A 22,812-nucleotide genomic window follows, 5' to 3' on the forward strand; every position below is an offset into this window, starting at 1 on the left:
ACCGCCATGAACGAACAAAACGACTTATTTGCTGATATTCCGGAAGCTTTAGAAAAATGCCCTGTGTGTTTGGTTGGCGCCGGCCACCTGAGAGACGTAAGTTATTCTCTTGATTGGCCGCCCATGTTTGCCGTGATGAGTTACGTTTGTGACCGTTGCGGCTGGTCTTGCGCGGGTTACGTTAAAAAAGATAACTACTTGGCAATATTAAGCCGGAGGTGGAACAACCCAAACAAATACATTATTGAAAGCGTAAGATTAAAGCTAGGCATCAGCTTGAATGATGACTTAACACGACCCACGAACGCGCTTGAATGAACCGATAACTTTTAGAACCGGCTTACACATCAGTAGCCGGTTTTTTTCGACGCTTGGGCGGTACTTTTAATTTTTAACGATGGGAGTTTGGCAAATGAGAACAGAATCATACGGCTGCGATGGGAAAGTTTACGGCAATAAATTTTGGATGATTGGCAAGTTTGATGACGATACAGGTTCAAGCCTGAAGTTCTTCATTGCCGAAAATCACGAGGTTGAAAAAGTCGTTTTTTTTGACGGTGAAAAAGTGGCTTGTCAAAATTTCACGAGCAAACAAGATTTTTCAAACATTGAAGAGCTTGACGCGTCACAAATAAGCAGCTTGATATGGGATTTACTTGAAGAGTCTTTAACGGACCAAACAGGAGCAGCAAGCAATGAGTAAGTTGTTTATCGGTGTCGAGTACGTGAGCGGCAGAAAAACCACGACCGGAACACCCAACCCAAAAACCGGCAGATTATCGAAAGCGGTTAAAACTGAACTTTTTACGACAAAGGCCGCGCGTGACGCGTGGGTAAACCGGGGCAAGGTTACTGCCGATATGCGCGGTAATTGCCGAGAGGCTGAAACGCTTGCAGGACTTAGAGCTTTACATGCCGGAATGAGCAAGAAAGACTTTGACGAAATGATGCGTATGCTGGAAGTGGACCAAGGGAATGATGGGCATTGACAACTTAAAAAGCTTTTTCCCAAGATGGAACATGCCCGAAAGATTTAAACGATGATAAAAACCTAGTTTTTTATTAACTTTACACCAAACTTACACCAAAATACTTGTAACACTATGATTATATAAGTATTTTGGTGTCCTCTCCTCGGCACCATAAAGTTTAGTTTTCATACCTTTTCATATTGCCGCGTCATTATTTTGCAAAATTTCATCTTTCCTTTGATGATTACCCTCACATCCCTTTTCCAAGCCTTAACATCTAAAACTTTTTAGAAGTTTATCACGAAATCCACCGTTTTTATCCAGAAATTTTCCGCATAAACTTGTTGGATAAATCATAAAAATAATCTTATGCCATTGTTTAAAATATCTTTTTACTGTTTTTAACAATCAATCCCAATGCCGAAATCTGGCTTCATCAAATACACTGCGATGAATAGATTGACCAAACGTACTGATTAAATTGGAAACTGTTAACGGCCTCAGCAAGGAAAACAAATTTCAGTCGAAATATCCCCACTTATACTTCGCGCGGTCATGTTTGCGGCTTTTATGGCAAGGCAATTTTGTTCGACGCTTACAAGGAAGTAAGCGGTAGACTGCGTAGGGAACTGGCAGTTGGTAGGGGGTTGGAAATCAAAGCATGATCGACTTGACGGGGACAGTAAATTGCAGCTTTTTCCATTCAAATCATCAGGCGCACATTTCTTGCTTTTGCACTTCTCCATGATGGCCTATATTAAGCTTATATCCAAAACCTTTAACCGTTATAATCCATTGCGGATGATTAGTATCTATTTCTATTTTCTTTCTCAACAAGTACATATATTGATAAAGATCTGATTTGGTTGCCCGGTTATTTTCAGGCCACAGATGATCTATTATTTCGTCAGCCATAAATGTTCTATCTGTATCTGTTGCCAATAGTTCAAACAACTCATATTCTTTACGCGTCAATTCAATTTTTTGCCCTTTTAAAAAAACACATTTATTGAGATGATCTATTTCAAACTCATTATCTTTGTGTTTTATGACATGATGAGATTTAACCGAACTAAAATAATTATATTTTAAAATTCCATTATCGTGATTAAAACTCCTATTTCTCCTCTCAATGTAAGAACGTCTTTCTCTATGTCTTCTTTCTTGTTCTTCAGCATCTTTAGTGAGAATTAATTCCTTAAAACATTTGTCAATATCAATAATATCGGAGGAATCATCAACTATTTTATCGACCCACGGCGATGACCTGCCTGTGACACCTGAGGCACGATTATTGATGCCACAGACTTTAATCCCATATTCCAGACAGATTTGTCTCAACAAATTTCGCTCTAATTCCCTATTGTCAGCATTTATAAAATCGAGAGGGATAATAATCAATAGTGGTTTTGATTCTTTTAATAAATTGATTCTATCTACATTTAATTCAAGTTCTGTCAGCGATAAATTATTAGCATAACAGTAACCTTTTAACATGAAAAAAATGTATCTGTCATTATCAAATACAATTATATTGTTATTTTTATTCATAATATTAATTAAGTAATTTAAAGCCGTCTCCATTATACAAAATGATATCTATATATCATTAGCACTAAATGCGCCATAAATTAAAATATTGTTATAACTCATATATTTAATTTATTTTTTATAAATGAGATTGGTCCAACCTAAATTTTTTGTAAAAATAACTGACACAAATTAATCGTTTAATTCACGTCATATTTATGTAAAAAAATGACAGTGCGAACCAAATAGTGTTGATCTTATTGGCATAGCAAACCAGGCCACTTGTTTGTTAAATATTTCACTTCATTCACTCAATTTATTATTAAACCTGGACAAAATTAAATTTTTAATCTTGCAGATATGACATTTAATTGGTTTTAGATTCTTTCTTAATAATAAACAACAACTTAAGCTGTTTAATTGAGACATTTAATAATAATTTACAGTTGTCAAATTTATTGACACTTTTGTGGTTTTTACCCTTAATTAAGGCACTATACAAACTTTGCCAGTAGGGAAAATCAATGCCATTTAGTTATTTATACCTTTCGCACTTTAAATTTCGGCAGTGCCTAAGGAGGCAACGGATTGTTCGGCAAAGGCTTTGCCAGCACGGATGGTGGTATAGAGACTACATGGATGGTTTTATGGCGTCCTTTGACGGGCACCCCGGTGCCGAATTTCGATCTACGATAGGTATCATTAAATCCATAGGATCTTCCTACGATTGAAGCGGGGCATATCAAACGGGAGCGATGCACTTCAACGTTGTTTAGCAAATTCCTCTATTCGTTGGAGTCACAAAAATCAGCTTTGCTTTGGCATATGCAGTCTATTCAGATCTACCTTTTTTACGTAATACTTGATCATACGTTTGATTGTCGATGCACAAATGCCTATCAGCTTGGCAAGAATGTTTAAGCAGTTGCTCATGCATACTGGTAAAACTCTTCAGTTGAACCTTGGTTTTATTGAAATTACCAAGATAAAAAACTAGGCATGGGCGTATTATGAATCAGGAAATTTTTTGGTTTCACAGGGCAAATAAAGCCCTCTACTGGGCAAATTCAGCAGAGCGCTAGCTGGTATGCAAATAGTATGATAGGAATCAAAGCATGTTCGACTTGACGGAGACAGTCAGTTACGGCTTTTTCCATTTACTTCTATCTGATCGAAAAAACGGCTGGTTTCCTAAAGGTGCGGGGGGGGTGTAGTCGCAATGCCGTTAAGTTAAGCCTCACCGGTACTGGCGCCTGGGTTTGGGGCTGAGTCGGTTTTTGGGTCTGGGCGCTTTTCGGCCGGGTCGTTTGCGTTCCAGCGTTTTGGCGTAGAGCGCGATCAGTTCCAACACTTTATCGTGTGGTACCCGCTGGATAAGCCAGCCGAATAGTCGCGTCTTCAGGGAGTTGAGGATATAGGTGACGTTGGGATAGTAATACGCGGCTTTCTCGTCAGACAACGACTCGTAGGCTTCGCGGGCCAAGGCTTCGGCAAGATTGGCGGTGAAAATTTTGGCATGAATGTCCTGGCGGATGGATTCGGGTAACTCGCCGGTGAATTGTTCGAGATAGAGCCTGTGCTTGAGGACTTTGAAGGCTTCTTCGATGTTCCAGCGGGCATGGTAGAGCTCGCCGAACGCGTGAGCAGGATAGACTTGCGTATCGGTGAGTGATGTAGCCAGGACTTCAATGTGACCCGTGGACAAGATCACCTTGATCAAGCGTAGCCTCAGGAGTTTGTGCGTCAATAGCTGCCCGGCGGCTCGAGCTTGGCGACGAGCATGAGCGGATACAGGCAAGCTGATGACGGTTTCTGTCAGCCCTGAGCGTAGAAAGTTTTCAACCGCTGGCCATTGGTTACCGTCCATGCGAGCCAGAAACGGCAAGCCCCGTTGGTGCAGTAAGGTGAACAGCCACAACGCCGGAAAGCCACGATCCATGATCAATAGGTCGTCGCTAGTGAGATGCGGCAGCAACTGTGCCAGTAGCGCCCGCTCGGCATCGTCGAATCGGCCCACCACGGTTTTGATCATCAGCTTTGAGGTTGTGGCAAACAGACCCAAGGCGCGCGCCAGTACATAAGGCTGGCCACCGGTGTCGATTTGGACGCCAAATTCGGTTTGGTTTTCCAGCCAGGGCGGCAAACGCAAGGTCGTCGAGTCGGTAGCAACCCGTTGCAAACCTTGCCAGCGCGGTTCAGGTAGCAGCTCATTGAGCAAGCCGACCAGACTATCGTTCAGGGCCTCGAACACCGACGCTTTGAGTTTTTGCCTGGCTTGTGAGACAGCGCTTTTGCTCACAGTCCGTAGCGAACTACCGTCCAATGTGGAAAACAGATCGTCCAACAAGGTCTGTAAGCTCCCTTTGAAGGCGCAGAGTAGGAATGAAACCAGTACCGGAAAGGTGAGAACGCGTTGCCGGGTAAAAGCTTTGTCGTGAGTGCGATGTGCGGCGATGAAGTCTGGCGTGTGGAGAGTTTTTGAAAGGTGGGCGAGAATGCTGGCATGGATACTGCTAAGTCGGTTTCATTGGTTTATCCTTGTTATTCAATAGGTTACGAACATCATTATAACACAAAATGCTTAACTTAACGGCATTGGGTGTAGTCGAGGATGTCGGCTGCATGAATGCTGCCTTCAAGCCCCTATAGACGGGTTAACGGCGGTCCTCGACAGGCTCATCCTGCACCGTTAAAAAGTTTTTTATGTAATAAGGAGTAAATCATCAGGCGCACAATTCTTGCTCTTGTGCTTCTTCTAGATGGCCTATATTCAGCTTATATCCAAAACCTTTAATCGTTATTATCCATTGCGGATTATTAGTATCTATTTCTATTTTCTTTCTTAACAAGTACATATATTGATAGAGATCTGATTTGGTTGCCCGGTTATTTTCAGGCCACAGATGATCAATGATTTCATCAGCCATAAATGTTCTATCTACATCTGTTGCCAATAACTCAAACAATTCGAATTCTTTACGCGTCAATTCAATTTTTTGCCCTTTCAAAAAAACACATTTATTGCGATAGTCAATTTCAAATTCATTATATTTGTGTTTAATATCATGATGAGAATTAACCGAACTAAAATTATTAAATTTTTGAATTTCATTGTCATGATTAAAATTCATATTCCTCCTCTCCATGTAAGAACGTCTTTCTCTATGTCTTCTTTCTTGTTCTTCAGTTTCTGTTAGTTTTAGATCCTTAAAGCATCCATCAATATCAATAATATCAAATGGATCATCAATGATTTTATCGGCCCACTTTGATATACCGCCTGTTACACCTGAATCACTTTTATTGATGCCGCAGACTTTAATTTCGTAATCCAGACAGATTTGTCTCAACAAATCCCGCTCTAATTCCCTATTGTCATCATTCATAAAATCTAGAGGAATAATAACTAATAAGGGTTTTATTTCTTTTAATAAATTGATTCTATTTTCATTTAATTCAAGCTCTGTTACCGATAAGTTATTAGCATAACAGTAACCCTTTAACATGGACAAAAAATATTTATCATTATCAAATACAATTATAGTGTTATTCTTTTTCATAATATTAACTATGTAATTTATTGACAATAAAATTAAATGATTACTGAAAAACAGACTCTCAATCAGATAATGATTGATGAATATATTTAACAATTACCATTATTAAAATTCCGAAAAAAGCTTACTGCATTCGCTTGGTATCCGCTGATATTGGACAAATAATAAGTTGCACATAATCCTTGTCTTGATATTTTTTGAGATTAAATATCAACCCGCATTTAAAGTGAACCCCATCATTACCGACTGCTTCAAAATAATGACCGGCTCTAGACAGAAACCGTAACCTCGGATTAATTTGTTCATTACAAATCAAAGGCAAATCAGCCAAATGCGGAAGCACCTTAGCAACATGATGACTGATCAGACTTTTAGGTTTAAAACCGAACAGTTCACTGCCTTTTCCATTACAGTGCTGTATTACACAGCTATCATCCAAAATGAAGACCCCATTTTCTGCATGAATGACATCTTGCCTGATATCACCAATTCCAACTGAAGTAGCAGCCCATTTGCCTGATGCATCCTTATTGTTCCTCACGTTTTTCCACTCTGGGACACTATTTGATTCTGATTTATGAATGGACTGACCTTCAATTACCTGCCCTTTGACACCTGCAAGCATTTTTTTCGCTGATTGCCCGCCCCTCGCAGCAACCTGACCACACTTTAAAACCACCGGCTTTTTGCCTGTTGGATGATCGAATTGAACCATCTTTTTCATTGAATATCCTCTTCATGCCGTTTATGTTTTACCGACTCTAAATCTCAGTTCTAATATCACCGCTTGACCCAGACGTTATGTATGATTACATCGAGTTTTCAAGGTCGAATTTTTTCACTCGCCTTGCCTGCCTTAATTTCAATTTTCAAATTCTTAAAATGATTTGAAACCGCAAGTCAGCATCCTTAACCGCATCAACCCCAAAGTTGACGGGGAATAATTTAACTTGAATAATCAGAAAAAAATATTCGCGCAAACACGTAAGGGCATTTACTTAAAAAACGTGGGGGTTAATTTCCAGTTTTTGGCTTGTTTACGACTGCAAATCCTTAACGGCTAAGAACTACCGGGAACATTAATTTCATCATGATGCTATTTCCTCCGCGTTCTAACCAATAGAACGATTCAAAATACTCATGTCAAACAGCTGATCGAATTACTGGCCCATCAATGACTTTAAAATTTTGTAACTACTCAGCAGATCAACAAAACAACTGTGATGAACCGTGTAGGTTGCGGTTGGCGAAAGCCAACCCAACATTTCAAGGCCATGGCGTTAATTGTTAGGTTGCGAAAAACCTTCGCTGAATAATTACCAATTTTTTAATAAAGTAAAAATTGAACTATTCAGTGCTACTAATCATTCCTTCTGGGAGACAGCACCTTGAAGTTAAGCTCATCGCACTGTACCGACAAGCAATAATTGGAGAGGCGGCCCTGCCCGAGACCCAAAATGGTCGGCTCCTACAAAATACGCTGAACTTATCCCGTGTGTCAGGACAATAGTTGCAAAGTTTACTTCTTTTTTATCATGCAAAACTATACGGTTTAACCCGTAAGGGTTTTTACTTACTTGCCAAATAAGTAAAAACCCTTATCATGCGGTCAAGACAATTTACTCAGCCTAAAAGGCTTGGACCAGGAGCCGATTTGGTTAATTCGCATGAAGGTTCTGATATGCAAGCGCTTTTTGCGGTTATTCCTAATGCGCTGCTACTCACCGATAAATTGGGCGTTATCGTTGAGGCAAATCCTGCCGCTCAAAACATGTTTGGCTACAGTGCCGATGCGATGACCGGACTTAGGATTGAGTCTTTGATTCCCGATTATTACCTGACGCATCGTATCTGGCAGCAACATCAAAATCCGCAGGACAAGCGTCTGGCCGATCAGGGAAGGCTGCTTTTCGCACAACGCAGCGATGGCTCACAGTTTCAGATAGATATCCGGTCTAGCGATCTGCAAACGCCAAACAAAGTTTTCATTCTGATTACACTTTACGATATATCCACTCATTGGCCACAAACGCAGCGAATCAGCGAAAATGCAGAAAGCCAACGCGCAATGATCGACCAAGCCATCGTCGGCTTTGTCCGAACTGATCTGATAGGCAACATAACCCTGGCCAATAATTGTTTTAGCACTATCACACATCTTGATCAACACGCGTTATTAGGCATGAACATGCTGACACTGACTCACCCCGATGACCGTCCACGGCATTTTGAACTTTTTCAACGCCTGGTAAAGTTTGATCACTCGTTTACTTTCGAAACGCGCTATCAGCAAAATAAAGAGGAACCGGCCTGGGTCACTCTTTCAGTTTCGCGAATATGCGATGCATTGAGACGGCCATCCGGCACAGTAGCGGTTGTGATGGATATTTCCGCGCGCACTCTCACGTCCCATGCCTTAAAATGCAGCGAGGAGCGATTGGAACTGGCCAAACGTGCCGCAAAGCTCGGTATTTTTGATATTGATTTGATCCAAAATAAAATTCAGTGTGATCGTTTCATTTACGATATTTGGGGGTTTACTTCGGATGAACCGCTCAGTTACGAAAAATTAACAGCGTCCATACATCCGGAAGACAAAACGAGCAGAGATTGGGTCTTTGCGGAAACGCTAAAAAACGGCACTCATGAATATGAAATCGAATACCGGGTCATCAATCAACAAAAGCATCATGAAACCTGGATTTCAGTCAACAGTCATATTTTCTATGAGGGTCAACAGGCAAGCCGGATAGTCGGGGTGGTTCAGGATATTAGTAAACGCAAACTCAGCGAACAGAAAAGCCAGAGAAACCGGACAGCGCTGGGGACTTTACTTAAGCAGCAAGTCGCCAACCAGACTGCATCGGCCATAGCACATGAACTGAACCAGCCATTGACAGCCATTTCAGCTTACAGTGAAGTCGCCCTGAAAACATTACAAAGCAAAACAATCAATGCTGATCAATTAAACAAAGCGCTGCAAGGCTGTATCGAGCAAGCTCACCGTGTCGGCCACACTCTGCACGAATTGCTCAACGTTTTGAATACCAACACAATTAATCTGGAACTCATTGATATCAATACACTGATTATCGATACCCTCACCCATATTCAAGCGGATGATTTTGACGGGGTACACGCCGAACTTCAACTGGAAGCCGGCCTGCCTCCTGTTATCGGTTACCGGATTCAAATTGCAATGGTATTGATCAATCTGATACGCAACAGCATAGAAGCCATCCGCGACGCAAATAGCGCGCCAGGCGCCATTTCGCTCACCGTGCGATCCATCGCCGAAAAGAATTGCGTGCAAATTACGCTGCAAGACAACGGTCCGGGCTTGAAAGAAGACATGGTAAAGAGCATCTTTGAACCCTTTTTTACAACTAAAACAGGAGGTATCGGAATGGGATTAACTATTAGCCGGGCTCTGATTGAGTCTAATGGAGGTCATCTCTGGTTTGATTTAAAGAACGATCCGGGCGCAATTTTTCACTTTACCTTACCATTTGCCGTATGAACGAACAGGATATGACTGTCTTTATCATAGATGATGACACCGCAGTACTGGACTCATTGACGCTAATGATTGAACAGGCTGAATTGAAAGTTCAGGCATTCCAAAGCGCGCACGCCTTTTTGGAATGCTACCGATCCGGTATGAAGGGTTGCGTCATTCTCGATATTAAAATGCCGGAAATAGACGGCATGCAGCTGCAACAAATGCTGATTGATCTGAAAGTGCCGTTACCGATCATTTTTCTCACCGGACACGGCAATATTCCAATGAGCGTCAAAGCAATGAAAAAAGGCGCATCTGATTTCCTCATCAAGCCTATCAAACGGGATAAGCTGATGGCTTGTATTGAATTCGCTTTTGAAGAATGTAAAAACTGGCACTTCAGGCAGGCAAGCCAGCAACACGCCCAGAAATTACTGGCAACGCTGACCGAACGGGAAAAGGAGGTTATGAGGCTGGCGCTGATTGGTCAAGCGAATAAACAAATCGCGGTAGAGTTAGGTATCAGTCACCGGACCGTAGAGATTCACAAAGCCAGAGTCTTGCAAAAAACAGGCGTGGATAATTTGCTTGAGCTGGCGCGCATCGTTGCGGATACGGCGGCATAAAAAATAAGTAATGATCATCAAGTCTTATAATTGAAGTCCCGCGTAGGTTGGGCTGCGTGCTTTTCACAACCCAACACTTAACGCCATGACCTTGAAATGTTGGATTGGCTATCGCCAACCGCAAGCTAAACGGAACATCACCTTTGTCGGGCCACACCCGCGATTGAACCACATTCGATCGCGGGCATGGCCCGCTCCTACGATACAGCCTATGGACTCTAAGCCTACATGTGAGCAAATGGCAGTGATAAATGGAATTTGGCGCCCGGACCGGCATCGGATTCAACCCAAAGCTGTCCGCCGTTTGCTTCAATCAGTGAACGGCTGATAACAAGCCCTAAGCCGATACCGGTTGGCTTGGTGGTAAAAAAAGGATCGAAAATATGTTTGATCGTTTCAGCATCCATCCCTGTCCCATTGTCCTGAATCGTAACTTGAGCCCTGTTCGAGTCGGCCCATGTTCTCACCTTGATAATGATAGAAGCATTTGATTGACCTGATTCACGCACCGCCTCGACGCTGTTGCGTAATAAATTGACCAGCACTTTTTTAACTTGAATCTGGCTGCACAATACCAGGGGTAACGAATCATCCAACTCTAATTCCGGCTGAAATCCGCTAAAACCGTCATTACTTTCCACCATTACCGCCTCTTCTACCAAAAGGTTCAAATCCACCGGCTCGAATATGAGCTCGCCCTTATGTAAAAAATCGAGTAATTCATGCAGGCTTTGCCCGGCTCGGTGCGCCTGATCGATACAACCCATCAGAGCGCGTTTTAATTGATCGGTATTTTCAAATCCGCTATTCAAATAGCGGACCGCAACCTCACTGTAGACCGAAATGGCATTGAGCGGCTGATTGAGATCGTGCGCTATAGCCGAAGCGGTTTGAGCAGCCACCTGTTGCTGTAACAGATGTTCCATATTGGATCGCTGTTGCTGTAACGTTCTTTCCAGGGCTTTACGTCTGGAAATATCCGTCATGATGGTGTGAATAAAGCAATCGTCTTCATCACCGTTACTGATTCTTCGGCTCTCCAGTTGGACATCCAGCAATTTGCCATCCGCATGCATGATTTGCAGCTCGATTGAGACGTTAAAACGGGTCCTGCAGACCTCTTTCAAATAGTCTCTGAACAGCTTGCGGCAAGGCAACAACGTAACCAGGGAATAACCGATGAGGAACTGGCGTGGCTTACCCAGCATGGATGCGCCGGTCAGATTGATTTCCTTGACGACACCGTTTTTATCCAGCGTAAGATAACCGGAAGGGGCATAATCATAGAGCTGTGTAAAGCGTTCCAGAGTTTCTGAGGCTTGCGTTTGCGCCGCCAGCAGTTCCTCATTCTGCATTTCCAGTTCGATCTGATAAACCTGCAACTCGTGGAACAATTTATTGATGTCTTTTGGCTTGGCGGTTACTCTTACAGGCTTTTCCGCAAGCAGCTTTTCTGCTTGTTTGCGTAATTTATTTTTTTTAAAGCGGCCTGGCGTCTTTTTCATGGGTTCGCTGCTAGAAACTTAGCTTCCAACCCTTTGGTTTCACAAATATCAATCAAGGTAATGACCACGCCGTCGATCACGTAATCCTGCGTCCGGTAAGGCATGATCCGCACTTTATACCATCGGCCATCGTGGGTAACGATTTGCTTGTCGGAATAGACCAAGGTTCTCAGAACCTCGCGAGCATCCGTTAATAATTGCGGATAATCCAGTTCAGTGACAATATCGGAGAGCGGACGCCCCACATCACCCGGAATCAGTTTAAAAAGGTGGGTAGCATGGGTAGTGTAGCGTCGAATATTCAAAAAATTATCCAAAAATACGGTGGCAATTTCCATGCTGTCCAACAAGTTTTTCATGTCATTGTTAACCCAGGTCAGATCATCGACTTTGGATTGCAGTTCGATATTGCAGGTTTGCAGCTCTTCATTCAAGGACTGCATTTCTTCCTTGGAGGTGGTCAATTCCTCATTAGTGGATTGCAGCTCTTCGTTGGACGATTGCAGTTCCTCATTGGCGGATTTAAGCTCTTCCTGAGAGGTTTGCATTTCCTCCCGTGTCACTTGCAATTCATCCCTGACCTGTTGTAATTCCTCTTGCAGCATTTTTTGCATAGCGCTGGAGGATTTGACTTTCTGCTTGCTCGCTACGGTTGATGGGACCGCCTGAAACACAACGATGAACATAGTGCGCAGCGCTTCGGGTTTTTGAATGGCCTGTACGATCAGGTTGATAGTATGAGGGCTGCCATTGGTGGTTAATGTTAAATTGGAAACAAGCACAGGCTCGACCTGCTGCATGGCTTTTTTCAATGCGACAGCCAAATCATAACGAATCTCCTCGCGCGCCATCGCATGAATGTTCCAATTGGCCTTTCCGGCTGCGGGTTCCAGATACAGACCGGTACGGCCGTTGATGTAAAGAATATCCCCTTCGGCATTGATCATTACGGCTGCCGGCGCAAAATTCTGGAGAATCAACTGATCCGCTAAAACTTGCAAATTAAAAATGGGATTCTTGATCATCAGGCGAGCATTGCCCGGCTCATCTCTTGCCAACGCGGCGACAGGGAAATACTTGATAGGAAAATCGACTTGCAGCATTTTTAGCTGATTATCAATCCGCCAGTACAGCCGCGAATTATTTTCCACCGGCTTGAATAATTGGGTAAAGCCGCCTATGGTTTCGGCACTACCGAGCATCAGAACGCCTTTCTCATTCAGCGAATAGTGAAATAGCGGAATTAGCCTTTTCTGTAAATCCGGCCCCAGGTAAATTAGCAGGTTACGGCAACTGAGGATATCCAGCTTGGTAAAAGGCGGATCCATGATAAGGTTCTGATGCGCAAAGATCACTTTTTCCCGGATTTCTTTATTAATTCGGTAGCCATTGTCTTCAACCGTAAAAAAACGATCCAGCCGTTCCTGGGAAACATCGGCGCTGACATTGCCGGGGTAAAAGCCTTGCCGAGCCTTTTCAATCCCATCTTCATCAAGGTCAGTAGCAAAAATTTGCAGCGAAAATTCTGCGTGAGGTTTAACTTTTTTTAATGCCTCTTTAAAGACTATGGCCAAAGAATAGGCTTCCTCACCGGTTGAACAGGCCGGCACCCAGGCGCGCAGTTCTTTTCCGTTCGGGTAAGCAGCAAAAATCGCTGGAATCGCCTCGTTTTTTAATTGTTCCCACACCTGCGGGTCGCGAAAAAAACTGGTAACGCCGATAAGAAGTTCCTTGAAGAGCAAATCCAGCTCTTGCGGATTTTCGCGCAGAAAACCCACATACCCGGCAATGGTGTTGATCTGATGCAAACCCATACGCCGTTCGATTCGCCGGTAGATAGTATTTTTCTTATAAAGCAGAAAATCGTTGCCGGTGTGTTCGCGCAGTAAAATGATAATCTGCTCAAGCGCACTTTGCGATTTAAGCGCCAGAATCGGTTCCGGTTCTTGCTGTAAACCCTTTGGAGAATGTTTAAAATAAGCCGTAAGCCGCTGCGGCAGATCCTCCGCCGGGGCAATAATATCGGCCAAACCGGCATTGATGGCGCTACGCGGCATTCCTTCAAACTTGGCTGACGACGGTTCCTGCACCAGAACCAGCCCGGCGTTTTCTTTGATAGCACGTAGCCCCAGTGTACCGTCGCTGCCCATTCCGGAAAGAATGACACCGGCAGCTCGTTCGTGCTGATCTTCCGCCAATGCCCGCAGAAAAAAATCGATAGGCAGCCGCAATCCGCGTGGATTAACAGGATCCATTAAATAAAGCATACCGTGCAGTATTGACAAATCCTTATTGGGCGGAGTGACATAAATACAATTTGGCTTGACCTTGATACGGTTGCTTGCAGGGACGACTTTCATAGACGTGGATCGCTGCAGTAACTCGGGTAACATGCCTTTGTAATTGGGATCCTGATGCTGAATGACCACAAAACCAATACCGCTTTCTAACGGAACATGACTAAAAAATGCTTCCAGCGCCTCAAGTCCGCCAGCAGAAGCGCCTATGCCGACAATCGGTGGCGTACTGTTATCTTTAGCCGGGTTTTTACGCGTTGGATTAGTCACAAACTTTAGCCATTTTAGTTCTGAACTTTGAATTGCATTGATGGGTTGAAGTCGACCGGTAATTCTGACCGCATTTCTGCCGTTTTCAGGTTATTAGGTACCTGCTGGACATGCGCGCACGTTTAATGACTCGATCGAGACAATGTAGCCAGGATGTTGATCGCAGTGATTAATATAAAGCCGCACAGAAAATGCGCTTGTGGCTATCTGATTTTCCAGGAAAACCGGCCATTTAACAGTGCTATTCTAAACCGAATCCTGGTTAAAAACGAAATGAAAAGTATAGGGTCCGGATTCATCCGCCGATCAGCACGGTCGGACAGCCTATCACGATAGTGCCGCCGTGAGCAGTCGAGTCACCCATTCTGGCGGCCGGCATACCTCCTATCATAACGGTTGCCGATCCTTTGATAATTGAATCAGGCGGCCCTACACAAACCGCCATATCGCTGACCCGGGCCGCAGGGAGCCCTCCGATGAGGACATTCGGCGCACCCGGAGCAATAATAGGTCCGCCGACATGAGGAACGGGCCCGGTAGTCATAGGGCATACATGCATATCGGTCAGTCTGGCAGCGGGTTGTCCCATCATTCCTCCGGTTGAGTTAATGTCTAACGCAAATTACACGCCGTCTTTGAATTGAGGGTGTAGGTGCTTAATTTCAAAGGACGCGTGAAAACATCCCTATTGCAGAAGATTTTCAATCAACCACTACACCCAATAAAATTGGAGGGGGTGAGCAGGTATGTCTATTAAACAATTGCAGCATTATTATTGGACGGAACGTCCGTCACCGCCTGCCGCTATATCGAGGCCTTGCTTCAAAAAGCACTGATAATTGCCTTTAACATGCTCTGGCCCATTTTGAACCGCCGCCAGCATCACTGCACCGACAACCGCCTTACCGCTTAACTCATCGGCAGGTGGCACAACCGTTCCTTCAACCGGCGATATATTTCCGCCGCTCCAGAAAGCCGCCATAGCCGCCCAACCTGCAGCAGTTTTAAGCCGCGTTGCTTCGGCAGCCGCTAAAGCTTTTGTCCGGTTTTCATCAGTCGGCTTATAAACCCAGGCCTCTGCCAATTGAACAGCCTGGGTATCGGTAGCCGGTGAGTTTTCATTCAGGCCTTTGCGGGCCGACAAGCAGGCCCACCAGGTCGCTTCGCGTTTCGGTAGCGCGCCGGCCAAAAATCGGACCGCATCAGGATAAAGCTCTTTTTCAATCAGCTGTGACAAATAGTCAGCCGGAGTGGTGGCGTCTGTTAATAATTGCAATGCCTCGCCTTCCAATTCAAGACCTGAACAGACTGAAACTGCCGTTGGATGCTTGATTTTAACCAGGTTCTTTTCGGACATTTATAATTCTCGACTGAAGACCATCTGTTACCAGGAAAGTGTTCCCTAAACCGGACACTTTCACTTTTCGTTGTGATTCGTGATAATTAGTTTAAAGCTATTGCCTCATCCAATCTACCCTGCTTGACCAACAAAGCCAAACCCAATGCCGTTAAGTTAAGCGTATTTTGTAGGAGCGGGCCATGTCCGCGATTGAACCACATCCTATCGCGGGCATGGCCCGCTCCTACGGGCAGATCCTACCCGAAAAATGACCCTTAAAATTCCATCCTCGCGCCTAAATTGATGCTGTGGCTACTGATATCCTGATAACCGAGCATCACGTCATAAGAAACAAATCCAGAGAGTCCGTCGGCAAACTGACCTGAAAGCCCGGTGCCTAGCGTAGCGTAATTTCGGTCTCCGCTTTGGGTCACTACATTAAAGCTCTGTCCGCTTGGGTCATCTATAAAACTGGCACCGATATTACGGCTTCCGTCCTTATATTGATGATGCCATTCGGCTCTGACTTGAGCCAATACGACACCAAATGGCAAACTAAAAGCGTAGGAGGATTCAGCGCCTAAAGTCGATGTCCATGAATCTATGGTCTGATCACTGAATGCCATACCCCAGCCTTGACCGCCGGTTTCACGGTAAGAATCCACCGCAACGCCGAGATAATTACCTCTGAAATAGGGTGTTGCAGTCAATGCGCCAAAAGCAAAATCATAACCGATGCCTAAGCTGTAAGACTGCTGATTACCGCCGGGAGTGGCATTGGCTTGGGTATTGACCGTCGCATATGAAATTCTTCGGGTTGTTTCGTAGTCGCTACCGCCGTAAGAAGCGATGGCATCCAGGTGAAAATTATCCCAAAAATAGTAGGTTCCATAGATCGATCCAGTGTAGGTATCGGTCGTCGTATCCCCCTGATTTCTGCCGAACTCGGAATTGGAACTCAAATAACTGAACGCAGCACCCACCACCAGATCATCCGTCAGCTTGTAATCGGCACCGCCGGTAAACCCGTAATTGTCGAAATTAAATCCCACTTGATCAAAAGTCGTATCAACATCGCCAACCTGGATATTCATGTTCAACCAAACACCCAACTTACCGCCCAAGCCGAAATCATCGCCTGCTGCGCCGCCCGCTGGCTTGCCATTTTGATAAAACTGCAAACCCGCCAATTGCGTGTTGCCGCCATTCAGTCCGGCATGTAAATTTGAAATACGGGTTTTGATAGTAGTATCCACCAGGCCGACCTGACCGGCGGTCACACGCGTAGCCTGAGTGCCTTGCTGGATGATTTGTTCGGGAGAAATGGCTTGAAAGACAGCGAGTCCCTCTGCTGAATTGATATCAATTTCGCGTTCAAATATCTCAAAATATCTGCTGCACAAGCTGGAGCTGGAACTAATTTCATTAAGGCAGGCGGATGAAACGGCATTGTACAAATTTATCTGTGTTTCATTGAATAGTGTTGGATCCAATTCTATAGACTGCGCAGATGACGTCGAAGAAAACGACAAGCCTCCGCTCATTACGATCAACCCCATATAACTTAAACAGGGATTACCCGCCCTTTTGCTCAATTTTTTCTTCATATTCCCCCCGGAATTATTATTTTATTATTCGTTATCCTTGGTTTTCCGGACTGAATTGCCTATTAAAGCAAAAGCACCCGCAAGGTTTATAAGAGTGAAATTCTAGCTCAAAAATCTGATCGGATTGTATTTCCTGAGAGCAAGGTTTACTTGATTTGTAACCTTTTGTAATTATTCAATGTAAGTTGGGTTAGGCTCTCCCGGCTAATCAGTGCATCACGCTGGGTTTTGTAGTTCCGCTGAATAGCCGGGTATTTACGGCATCCTGTCTGTCCAGCAATTACACCTTAAACCGGGTCCTTTCATTTTCCGGCGTGATGAAATCAGCTTCACTATCGTCAGTGATTGTTAAATATTACCTTTGCGGCCGTCAATCTAAATAAGGAGTCAATACTATAATGTAGGCTCCACATCCGATTTGTTGAGGCCATAATGAGTGTCGACCGTCCCAATTCAGCAGCAGAAATTTTCGATAATGACGTAACTCGATTCAGTAAAAAGCCATCAACCGTCAAGAAATCAAAGTCGAATAAAGCAAATCATGCCTTCTCTGACCATTTAGCGATTCTCGACGTCATCGGTGAAGGTGGCGTCGGCCGGGTTTATCTGGCTTACGATGAAACTATCGGCAGACGCGTCGCCGTCAAAGAGCTTTTAGAAGAATTCCACACAACCGAGAATCCCGCCGATGCCGAAATTGAAAACTCATTTGTCCATGAAGCCAAGATAACCGGCAAACTGGAGCATCCAGGCATTGTTCCTGTCTACGAACTGGGCCGTAAAGAAGATGGCAGGCCTTATTATGCAATGCGCTATGTCAAAGGCCAGACGCTGGAACAACAGCTCAGAAAAACGCCCCAGTCCGACACGGAGGACACCTTCAGTCAACGGTTGAAATTGTTGGGCGTGCTGATCGACGTTTGCAACACGCTGGCCTATGCGCATGCTAAAGGCGTTATTCACCGTGACTTAAAGCCAGGCAATATCATCAGCGGTAGTTTTGGTGAAACAATCGTAGTGGATTGGGGCTTAGCCCAAGTGCTTGATGATGACGACAATACTTACTTTTACCGGGAAGCGTTAACCCATCAACGGCATACGCTAAGCGATACTGCATCAACAGAAGTTTTGGGAACCCCCGCCTATATAGCTCCCGAGCAATTCAACGGCGTGTCCGGAAAAGCCAGCGATGTTTACAGTCTGGGCATCATTTTATTCAGAATCATTACCGGCACTTTACCCTACCGGGGGTCATTGGATGACATTGAACAGGCAATTAAAAGTGACAGCCGAACACCGTCCCCAAAACTGTTTAATTCATCCGCTCCACCCGAATTAATCGCAATTTGTGAAAAGGCGACGCATAAAGAGCCTGCGTTACGCTTTGCCAATGCTGGCGAGTTGGCAGGACAGTTAAAAGCGTTTCGCGAGGGCCGGATGGTCAATATTTATGCTTACTCAAAACAGGAATTATTAAGCCGTTTTCTGGCGCAGAATAAATTTACGGTCGTCATGACTGTCCTGCTCTTTTTAACCATCTCCGCCGGCGCAGGCTTTTCTGTCCATTATGCGAAACAAATGCACAATGCCAAAACAGAGGCCGAACAAGCGTTAAGCCTGGTCACCGCTTACGGCGAACTATCACAACAGCAAGCGAAAACGATTGCTGTCGCCATCGCCTCAAAAACAGCCGGCTTGATTTCAGATATGAAACAGGCCGCCGCTAAAATTAGCGCTGACAGTACTTCAGAGCAGGTGGTCATGAAGGAGCTGCATAATCGTTACCCCCGGTTCGACTCGTTCGCTCTGCGAAAAGCGTCAGAAGTCTTCACCCTCTTTTCTGCCTCCGGTGAAAACAGCCTGGCCCCCATCGTCAATGTCGAAAATGATCGCCTGTCACTGGTTTTTCGCACCCCCATCTTTGAAAACGGCAATATCGTCAACTATATTGAAGCCGTCATGTATCCGGAAAAGGTATTTCCTGATTTTTTCCCGACCGTTCTAAAATCGGTTGATCGCCCCAGAGATATCTGGATCATGCGCAGCGATGGCCTGATTTTGTATGATGCGAATTCTAAATTAGTCGGCACTAATCTTTTTATCGATCAAGGCATTTGGAGCTCGCCTTCGTTGCTGGCATTCGCCCGACTGACGTTAGTAGAGGATGACAGTATCGGCTACTACAGTTTTGTAGACGGTGATACTGAGTTTTACAAGATAGCGGCCTGGAATTCCGTCAAGTTCGATGGCGAATACAGCTGGAAAATCATCGTCAATTACTCCTATTTGCGCAAAGACGCATCGGAAACCATCAGCTTGTTCTAAATTCTTTAGACAGGTGTTTCAATTCACCTGAAGATGAGGCCTTCTGGTGTGGCAGGAATCGCATCGTCCAGTGCGCCTAGCGTTATCGGCCTCAGCATGATTGCGTTCACACTGGACCCGTTTGGTTTGCCGACCAGCGTTGCGATCATCCTTCTGGATGAAAACTTCGAAATGAAAACACAGCGAGAGCTCAGTTGATCATAATGATGCCGCCTTTCAGCGTCAGCATGCCGTCGCCGTTAACGGTGGTCATCGGGCTTTTGGCATCCAGTTTGGTATCGCCTTGAACAGTTACCATCATGCCTTTTATCGTAATACCGGATTGCTCGATCTTAATGCTGTTACCACCGACTTTTAACTCAATCGAGGTCATGGCTTCTATTGTACTTTTGCCCACGTCTACCTTGACGGAATGATCTCCGGCTTTTACCTGAGTAGAATCATCACCTTGATCAATTTGGGCTTTGCGATCGCCCATTTTGACCGTCAGCGTATCAGTGCCTTCATTCAAGGTTACCGTTCGGTGATTTTGAATTTCAATCGTTTGATCACCTTTGTCTTTTTTATCGAGACCGATTTTACGGGTCTCGTTGTTTTCTATCACGCAATTGAAGTCTTTTTCGGCGTGGATATAAATTTCTTCCGAGTCTTTTTTGTCCTCAAAACGCAACTCATTAAAATTTTCAGCAGACCCATTTTTGGAACTGCGCGTCTTAATACCGCTTTGCGTTTGGTTAGCCGGTAACTCGTAAGGGGGCAGTTGGTCGCCGTTATAGACGCGGCCGGTTATCAGAGGCTGATCCGGATCGCCTTCAAGAAAACTGACAACGACTTCCTGCCCCATCCTGGGCAGTGAAATCCAGCCCCATTTTTTACCGGCCATAGGCTGAGAAACCCGCACCCAGCAGGAACTGGTTTCATCTGACTGCCCGTCCCTGTCCCAGTGAAACTGAACTTTGACCCGACCGTACTTATCGGTCCAGATTTCTTCACCGGACTTGCCTGCAACAATCGCCGTCTGAGAACCGGCAATAACCGGTTTAGGTGTTATTCTTTGAGACCGATAGACCTGACTTGCATCTATTGCGGTGAATTGACACTGAAATATTTCGCCGCCTCCACCCATACCGGAAGCCAAAGCATCACCCATGATGGTATAGGACGCCGAAGCAATGACATGTTCTTTATTTTCTTCAGCAAAGTAATAATCGGTCAGCTTAAATTTCATTCCGGGTATCACACCTGCCGCATTCCCCTGGCCTTGTTTTAACGAATAAGCCATTTGCGTTTCTTCCAGACGCTTTTCCGTAAGCTTGGTACCCACGGATGCCTTGGTGTATTTACCTGGAAAGTCATAGACTTCCTGACTGTTATTGGAAAAACCCTTGAGATTATGTTTTTTACTGGTTAAATCCGTGCTGGGCGTCTCGAAGTCAAAATCATTGAGCTCATATTTACCGGCAGTCACCTGACTTTCACTGAGCCATTCATGGATATGATCCTGCTCTCTGTTGCCGATGTTGCCGGGCGGAAAAAAAGGAATAGTCTGATAGCCTGAAATCGATTGCCAGTCACTGTTTGAGTCGGTAATGACCAATGTATGCTTGTTATTTTGATGTTTGAAATAATAAAAAATCCCGTCATGCTCCATCAGGCGGCTGATAAAATCAAAATCACTTTCGCGGTACTGCACACAATAATCCAAAGGTTCGTAAGAGCCTTCAATTTTATATTCAACATCGGCAAAGGAATATTCAGCCAAAACAGCCTTGATAACATCAACTACGGATTTATCCTGAAAAATACGGCTGTTGGCATTTAAGCTCAGATACCATAACCACGGCTTTAAAGTTGCGCGGTAGCAGATATAGTCACCGCGAAAACCGGTGTGTTTGAACTGGACGATCTCGCCGTTAAAATAACGATCACCATTTTTCAGCTCAAGTTTAACGGTCAACCCCTTACCGAGCAGCTGATCAGCTTTGACACTGCCCAGTTTTATCTCGCGAATCAAGTCAACTTCAAACTCAAATATCCGTCCTATTTTTTCAGTACCGGTCATTCCATAAAAGATGAGCTGGTCTTTTCCCAACGGAGTGGTTGCGGTAACGGTTCGGTTGTTTTGGCTCATAATTGAAATAATTCCAGATAAAATAACGTCTAATAGTGACTAGGCACAAATGGACTTTTTTTCTTCGACTTAACCAAGTTTAGGAATGGACATGAGATTACTTTCAACTTTATAAACATAAACGAAAGTTTAAACAGGTGCATCAATAACTCTTCCTACCAGAAGTAAAACACCCGTTTTTCTAACAGCCATATACCTTCAATTTCTCCAAAACTTTTTCAAGATCAATCTCTTCAATACGATTCTCTCATTGTCAGCCATCAAGAAGTCGTTCCTAAAACTCAAAATCCCATATTTTTTTCATAGCCAGCTCTAAACCCTTCAACACTTCATCCGCAGACAGAAACTCCGGCTTTTCCAACCTGAATATTCTTTTTTGAGGCTTAAAAACTAAAACCTGTCTTGCTTCCGTGTCGATTAACCAGCCCAAACTTGCACCGTTTTCCATAAATTCCTGCATTTTATCCTGCAAGGTTTTTAAGTTATCGCTAGGTGAGCGCAACTCAATCACAAAATCGGGACACAGCGGCAAAAAACCTTGTTTTTGCTCGGGCGTTAAAGTTGCCAGGCGTGACTTTTTAACCCAAGACACATCGGGCGAGCGAATCGCTCCATTAGGCAAAACAAACCCACAGGATGAGTCAAACACAACGCCGCTGCCCTCTGATTCTGCCCAATTATAGAGTTGAGCAGTCAACCCGGAATTTCGCCAACCCGTTACACCGCCTGTCGGAGCCATAATTTCACAATCTCCGTGAGCATTGCGTTCTATACGTAATTCTTTGTTTGCCTGACAAAATTCAAAAAACTGATCATTAACCAAGCGCATCGAAGGCGGCCAGTGCAGAACCACAGGTCTTATGTATGAATTTTGGTTGATTGCATTATTTAAATTGGCAACCATAAAATTACCTCTTTATTCAAAGAATCGCATAGATTGAGTATCCGAGAATACGAATTTCAAAGTTTCTAACACAATTTATAGTTCCCATAATTGAGAAAATATACTGCATATTGTGCCAGATTTTTCAGGCTTTCCATTCTCGGACAAGTTCCTAGCCTGCCTAGCCTAGTTTGCCTCTTGGCAGAAAGGTATCTTAATAAGCTATCAACAGAACAATTAGCCTGCATGAGAAAAATAGAAAACTGAAA

Annotated in this window: 18 protein-coding genes; 7 read left to right on the plus strand and 11 right to left on the minus strand. The window is 44.3% G+C overall.

What is annotated here, in order from left to right:
- Positions 1 to 6: 6 nt before the first annotated feature.
- The 3 genes from GO003_RS19015 (at position 7) to GO003_RS19025 (ending at position 989) form a co-directional block, all read left to right on the plus strand.
- On the plus strand, positions 7 to 318 hold the full coding sequence (locus GO003_RS19015; RefSeq protein WP_159658599.1) for a hypothetical protein: 312 nt from the start codon (positions 7 to 9) through the stop codon (positions 316 to 318).
- Positions 319 to 412: 94 nt separating this feature from the next.
- On the plus strand, positions 413 to 703 hold the full coding sequence (locus tag GO003_RS19020) for a hypothetical protein (protein ID WP_159658598.1): 291 nt from the start codon (positions 413 to 415) through the stop codon (positions 701 to 703).
- The gene (locus GO003_RS19025) at positions 696 to 989 is read left to right on the plus strand and encodes a hypothetical protein (RefSeq protein ID WP_159658597.1); all 294 of its coding nucleotides are present in this window, start codon (positions 696 to 698) and stop codon (positions 987 to 989) included. Before GO003_RS19020 ends, GO003_RS19025 begins: the two co-directional genes overlap by 8 nt.
- 693 nt (positions 990 to 1,682) lie before the next feature.
- Here the strand turns inward: GO003_RS19025 and GO003_RS19030 are convergent.
- The 4 genes from GO003_RS19030 to GO003_RS19045 all read right to left on the minus strand — a co-directional run bounded on the left by GO003_RS19030 (position 1,683) and on the right by GO003_RS19045 (position 6,782).
- Positions 1,683 to 2,522, minus strand: coding sequence for a winged helix-turn-helix domain-containing protein (locus GO003_RS19030; protein ID WP_231089085.1), 840 nt, complete (start codon positions 2,520 to 2,522; stop codon positions 1,683 to 1,685).
- A gap of 1,216 nt (positions 2,523 to 3,738) precedes the next feature.
- Positions 3,739 to 5,010 carry an IS4 family transposase gene (locus GO003_RS19035; RefSeq protein WP_159653966.1) on the minus strand — a complete coding sequence of 424 codons (1,272 nt, stop codon included), beginning with the start codon at positions 5,008 to 5,010 and terminating at the stop codon, positions 3,739 to 3,741.
- 214 nt (positions 5,011 to 5,224) lie between these two features.
- Complete coding sequence (locus GO003_RS19040) at positions 5,225 to 6,061, minus strand: helix-turn-helix domain-containing protein (RefSeq protein WP_159653861.1); 837 nt, start codon at positions 6,059 to 6,061, stop codon at positions 5,225 to 5,227.
- A gap of 121 nt (positions 6,062 to 6,182) precedes the next feature.
- Positions 6,183 to 6,782 carry a PAS domain-containing protein gene (locus tag GO003_RS19045; protein ID WP_159653863.1) on the minus strand — a complete coding sequence of 200 codons (600 nt, stop codon included), beginning with the start codon at positions 6,780 to 6,782 and terminating at the stop codon, positions 6,183 to 6,185.
- Positions 6,783 to 7,739: 957 nt separating this feature from the next.
- Between GO003_RS19045 and GO003_RS19050 the strand changes: the two genes are divergently transcribed.
- Together GO003_RS19050 and GO003_RS19055 are read left to right on the plus strand one after the other, a co-directional pair.
- Positions 7,740 to 9,578, plus strand: a complete 1,839-nt coding sequence (locus GO003_RS19050; RefSeq protein ID WP_231089086.1) for a PAS domain S-box protein — start codon at positions 7,740 to 7,742, stop codon at positions 9,576 to 9,578.
- An 11-nt stretch (positions 9,579 to 9,589) separates the two neighbouring features.
- Complete coding sequence (locus tag GO003_RS19055; protein ID WP_231089087.1) at positions 9,590 to 10,186, plus strand: response regulator transcription factor; 597 nt, start codon at positions 9,590 to 9,592, stop codon at positions 10,184 to 10,186.
- A gap of 224 nt (positions 10,187 to 10,410) precedes the next feature.
- On the opposite strand, the gene GO003_RS19060 is transcribed toward GO003_RS19055, so the two are convergent.
- The 5 genes from GO003_RS19060 to GO003_RS19080 form a co-directional block, all read right to left on the minus strand.
- Complete coding sequence (locus GO003_RS19060) at positions 10,411 to 11,691, minus strand: two-component system sensor histidine kinase NtrB (RefSeq protein ID WP_159653869.1); 1,281 nt, start codon at positions 11,689 to 11,691, stop codon at positions 10,411 to 10,413.
- Complete coding sequence (locus GO003_RS26435) at positions 11,688 to 14,258, minus strand: chemotaxis protein CheB (protein WP_231089088.1); 2,571 nt, start codon at positions 14,256 to 14,258, stop codon at positions 11,688 to 11,690. The genes GO003_RS19060 and GO003_RS26435 overlap by 4 nt, the downstream gene beginning before the upstream one ends.
- A 295-nt stretch (positions 14,259 to 14,553) precedes the next feature.
- Positions 14,554 to 14,850, minus strand: coding sequence for a PAAR domain-containing protein (locus GO003_RS19070; RefSeq protein ID WP_407942105.1), 297 nt, complete (start codon positions 14,848 to 14,850; stop codon positions 14,554 to 14,556).
- A gap of 180 nt (positions 14,851 to 15,030) precedes the next feature.
- Positions 15,031 to 15,615, minus strand: coding sequence for a DUF6931 family protein (locus GO003_RS19075; RefSeq protein ID WP_159653871.1), 585 nt, complete (start codon positions 15,613 to 15,615; stop codon positions 15,031 to 15,033).
- Between the two features lie 257 nt (positions 15,616 to 15,872).
- On the minus strand, positions 15,873 to 17,204 hold the full coding sequence (locus GO003_RS19080; RefSeq protein WP_159653873.1) for an autotransporter outer membrane beta-barrel domain-containing protein: 1,332 nt from the start codon (positions 17,202 to 17,204) through the stop codon (positions 15,873 to 15,875).
- A 432-nt stretch (positions 17,205 to 17,636) separates the two neighbouring features.
- Here GO003_RS19080 and GO003_RS19085 point away from each other — a divergent pair, with 432 nt between their 5' ends.
- A complete protein-coding gene (locus GO003_RS19085) occupies positions 17,637 to 19,529 on the plus strand; it encodes a serine/threonine protein kinase (protein ID WP_159653875.1) in 1,893 nt (630 codons plus the stop codon).
- A gap of 48 nt (positions 19,530 to 19,577) precedes the next feature.
- A complete protein-coding gene (locus GO003_RS19090) occupies positions 19,578 to 19,727 on the plus strand; it encodes a hypothetical protein (RefSeq protein ID WP_159653877.1) in 150 nt (49 codons plus the stop codon).
- On the opposite strand, the gene GO003_RS19095 is transcribed toward GO003_RS19090, so the two are convergent.
- Both GO003_RS19095 and GO003_RS19100 read right to left on the minus strand, forming a co-directional pair.
- Positions 19,720 to 21,660, minus strand: coding sequence for a type VI secretion system Vgr family protein (locus GO003_RS19095; RefSeq protein ID WP_159653879.1), 1,941 nt, complete (start codon positions 21,658 to 21,660; stop codon positions 19,720 to 19,722). The genes GO003_RS19090 and GO003_RS19095 overlap by 8 nt on opposite strands.
- Before the next feature lie 274 nt (positions 21,661 to 21,934).
- The gene (locus GO003_RS19100) at positions 21,935 to 22,564 is read right to left on the minus strand and encodes a Uma2 family endonuclease (RefSeq protein WP_159653881.1); all 630 of its coding nucleotides are present in this window, start codon (positions 22,562 to 22,564) and stop codon (positions 21,935 to 21,937) included.
- Positions 22,565 to 22,812 lie beyond the last annotated feature (248 nt).

It is taken from the genome of Methylicorpusculum oleiharenae (assembly GCF_009828925.2).
GTDB classification, from domain to species: domain Bacteria; phylum Pseudomonadota; class Gammaproteobacteria; order Methylococcales; family Methylomonadaceae; genus Methylicorpusculum; species Methylicorpusculum oleiharenae.

What these genes read in the sequence shown, in the direction of transcription:
- GO003_RS19040 (WP_159653861.1), bottom strand. Translation starts at nt 6,061, where the DNA reads ATGAAAAAGAATAACACTATAATTGTATTTGATAATGATAAATATTTT.
- GO003_RS19045 (WP_159653863.1), bottom strand. Translation starts at nt 6,782, where the DNA reads ATGAAAAAGATGGTTCAATTCGATCATCCAACAGGCAAAAAGCCGGTG.
- GO003_RS19030 (WP_231089085.1), bottom strand. Translation starts at nt 2,522, where the DNA reads ATGAATAAAAATAACAATATAATTGTATTTGATAATGACAGATACATT.
- GO003_RS19070 (WP_407942105.1), bottom strand. Translation starts at nt 14,850, where the DNA reads ATGATGGGACAACCCGCTGCCAGACTGACCGATATGCATGTATGCCCT.
- GO003_RS19075 (WP_159653871.1), bottom strand. Translation starts at nt 15,615, where the DNA reads ATGTCCGAAAAGAACCTGGTTAAAATCAAGCATCCAACGGCAGTTTCA.
- GO003_RS19015 (WP_159658599.1), top strand. Translation starts at nt 7, where the DNA reads ATGAACGAACAAAACGACTTATTTGCTGATATTCCGGAAGCTTTAGAA.
- GO003_RS19095 (WP_159653879.1), bottom strand. Translation starts at nt 21,660, where the DNA reads ATGAGCCAAAACAACCGAACCGTTACCGCAACCACTCCGTTGGGAAAA.
- GO003_RS19020 (WP_159658598.1), top strand. Translation starts at nt 413, where the DNA reads ATGAGAACAGAATCATACGGCTGCGATGGGAAAGTTTACGGCAATAAA.
- GO003_RS19080 (WP_159653873.1), bottom strand. Translation starts at nt 17,204, where the DNA reads ATGAAGAAAAAATTGAGCAAAAGGGCGGGTAATCCCTGTTTAAGTTAT.
- GO003_RS19055 (WP_231089087.1), top strand. Translation starts at nt 9,590, where the DNA reads ATGACTGTCTTTATCATAGATGATGACACCGCAGTACTGGACTCATTG.
- GO003_RS19060 (WP_159653869.1), bottom strand. Translation starts at nt 11,691, where the DNA reads ATGAAAAAGACGCCAGGCCGCTTTAAAAAAAATAAATTACGCAAACAA.
- GO003_RS19025 (WP_159658597.1), top strand. Translation starts at nt 696, where the DNA reads ATGAGTAAGTTGTTTATCGGTGTCGAGTACGTGAGCGGCAGAAAAACC.
- GO003_RS19100 (WP_159653881.1), bottom strand. Translation starts at nt 22,564, where the DNA reads ATGGTTGCCAATTTAAATAATGCAATCAACCAAAATTCATACATAAGA.
- GO003_RS19050 (WP_231089086.1), top strand. Translation starts at nt 7,740, where the DNA reads ATGCAAGCGCTTTTTGCGGTTATTCCTAATGCGCTGCTACTCACCGAT.
- GO003_RS19085 (WP_159653875.1), top strand. Translation starts at nt 17,637, where the DNA reads ATGAGTGTCGACCGTCCCAATTCAGCAGCAGAAATTTTCGATAATGAC.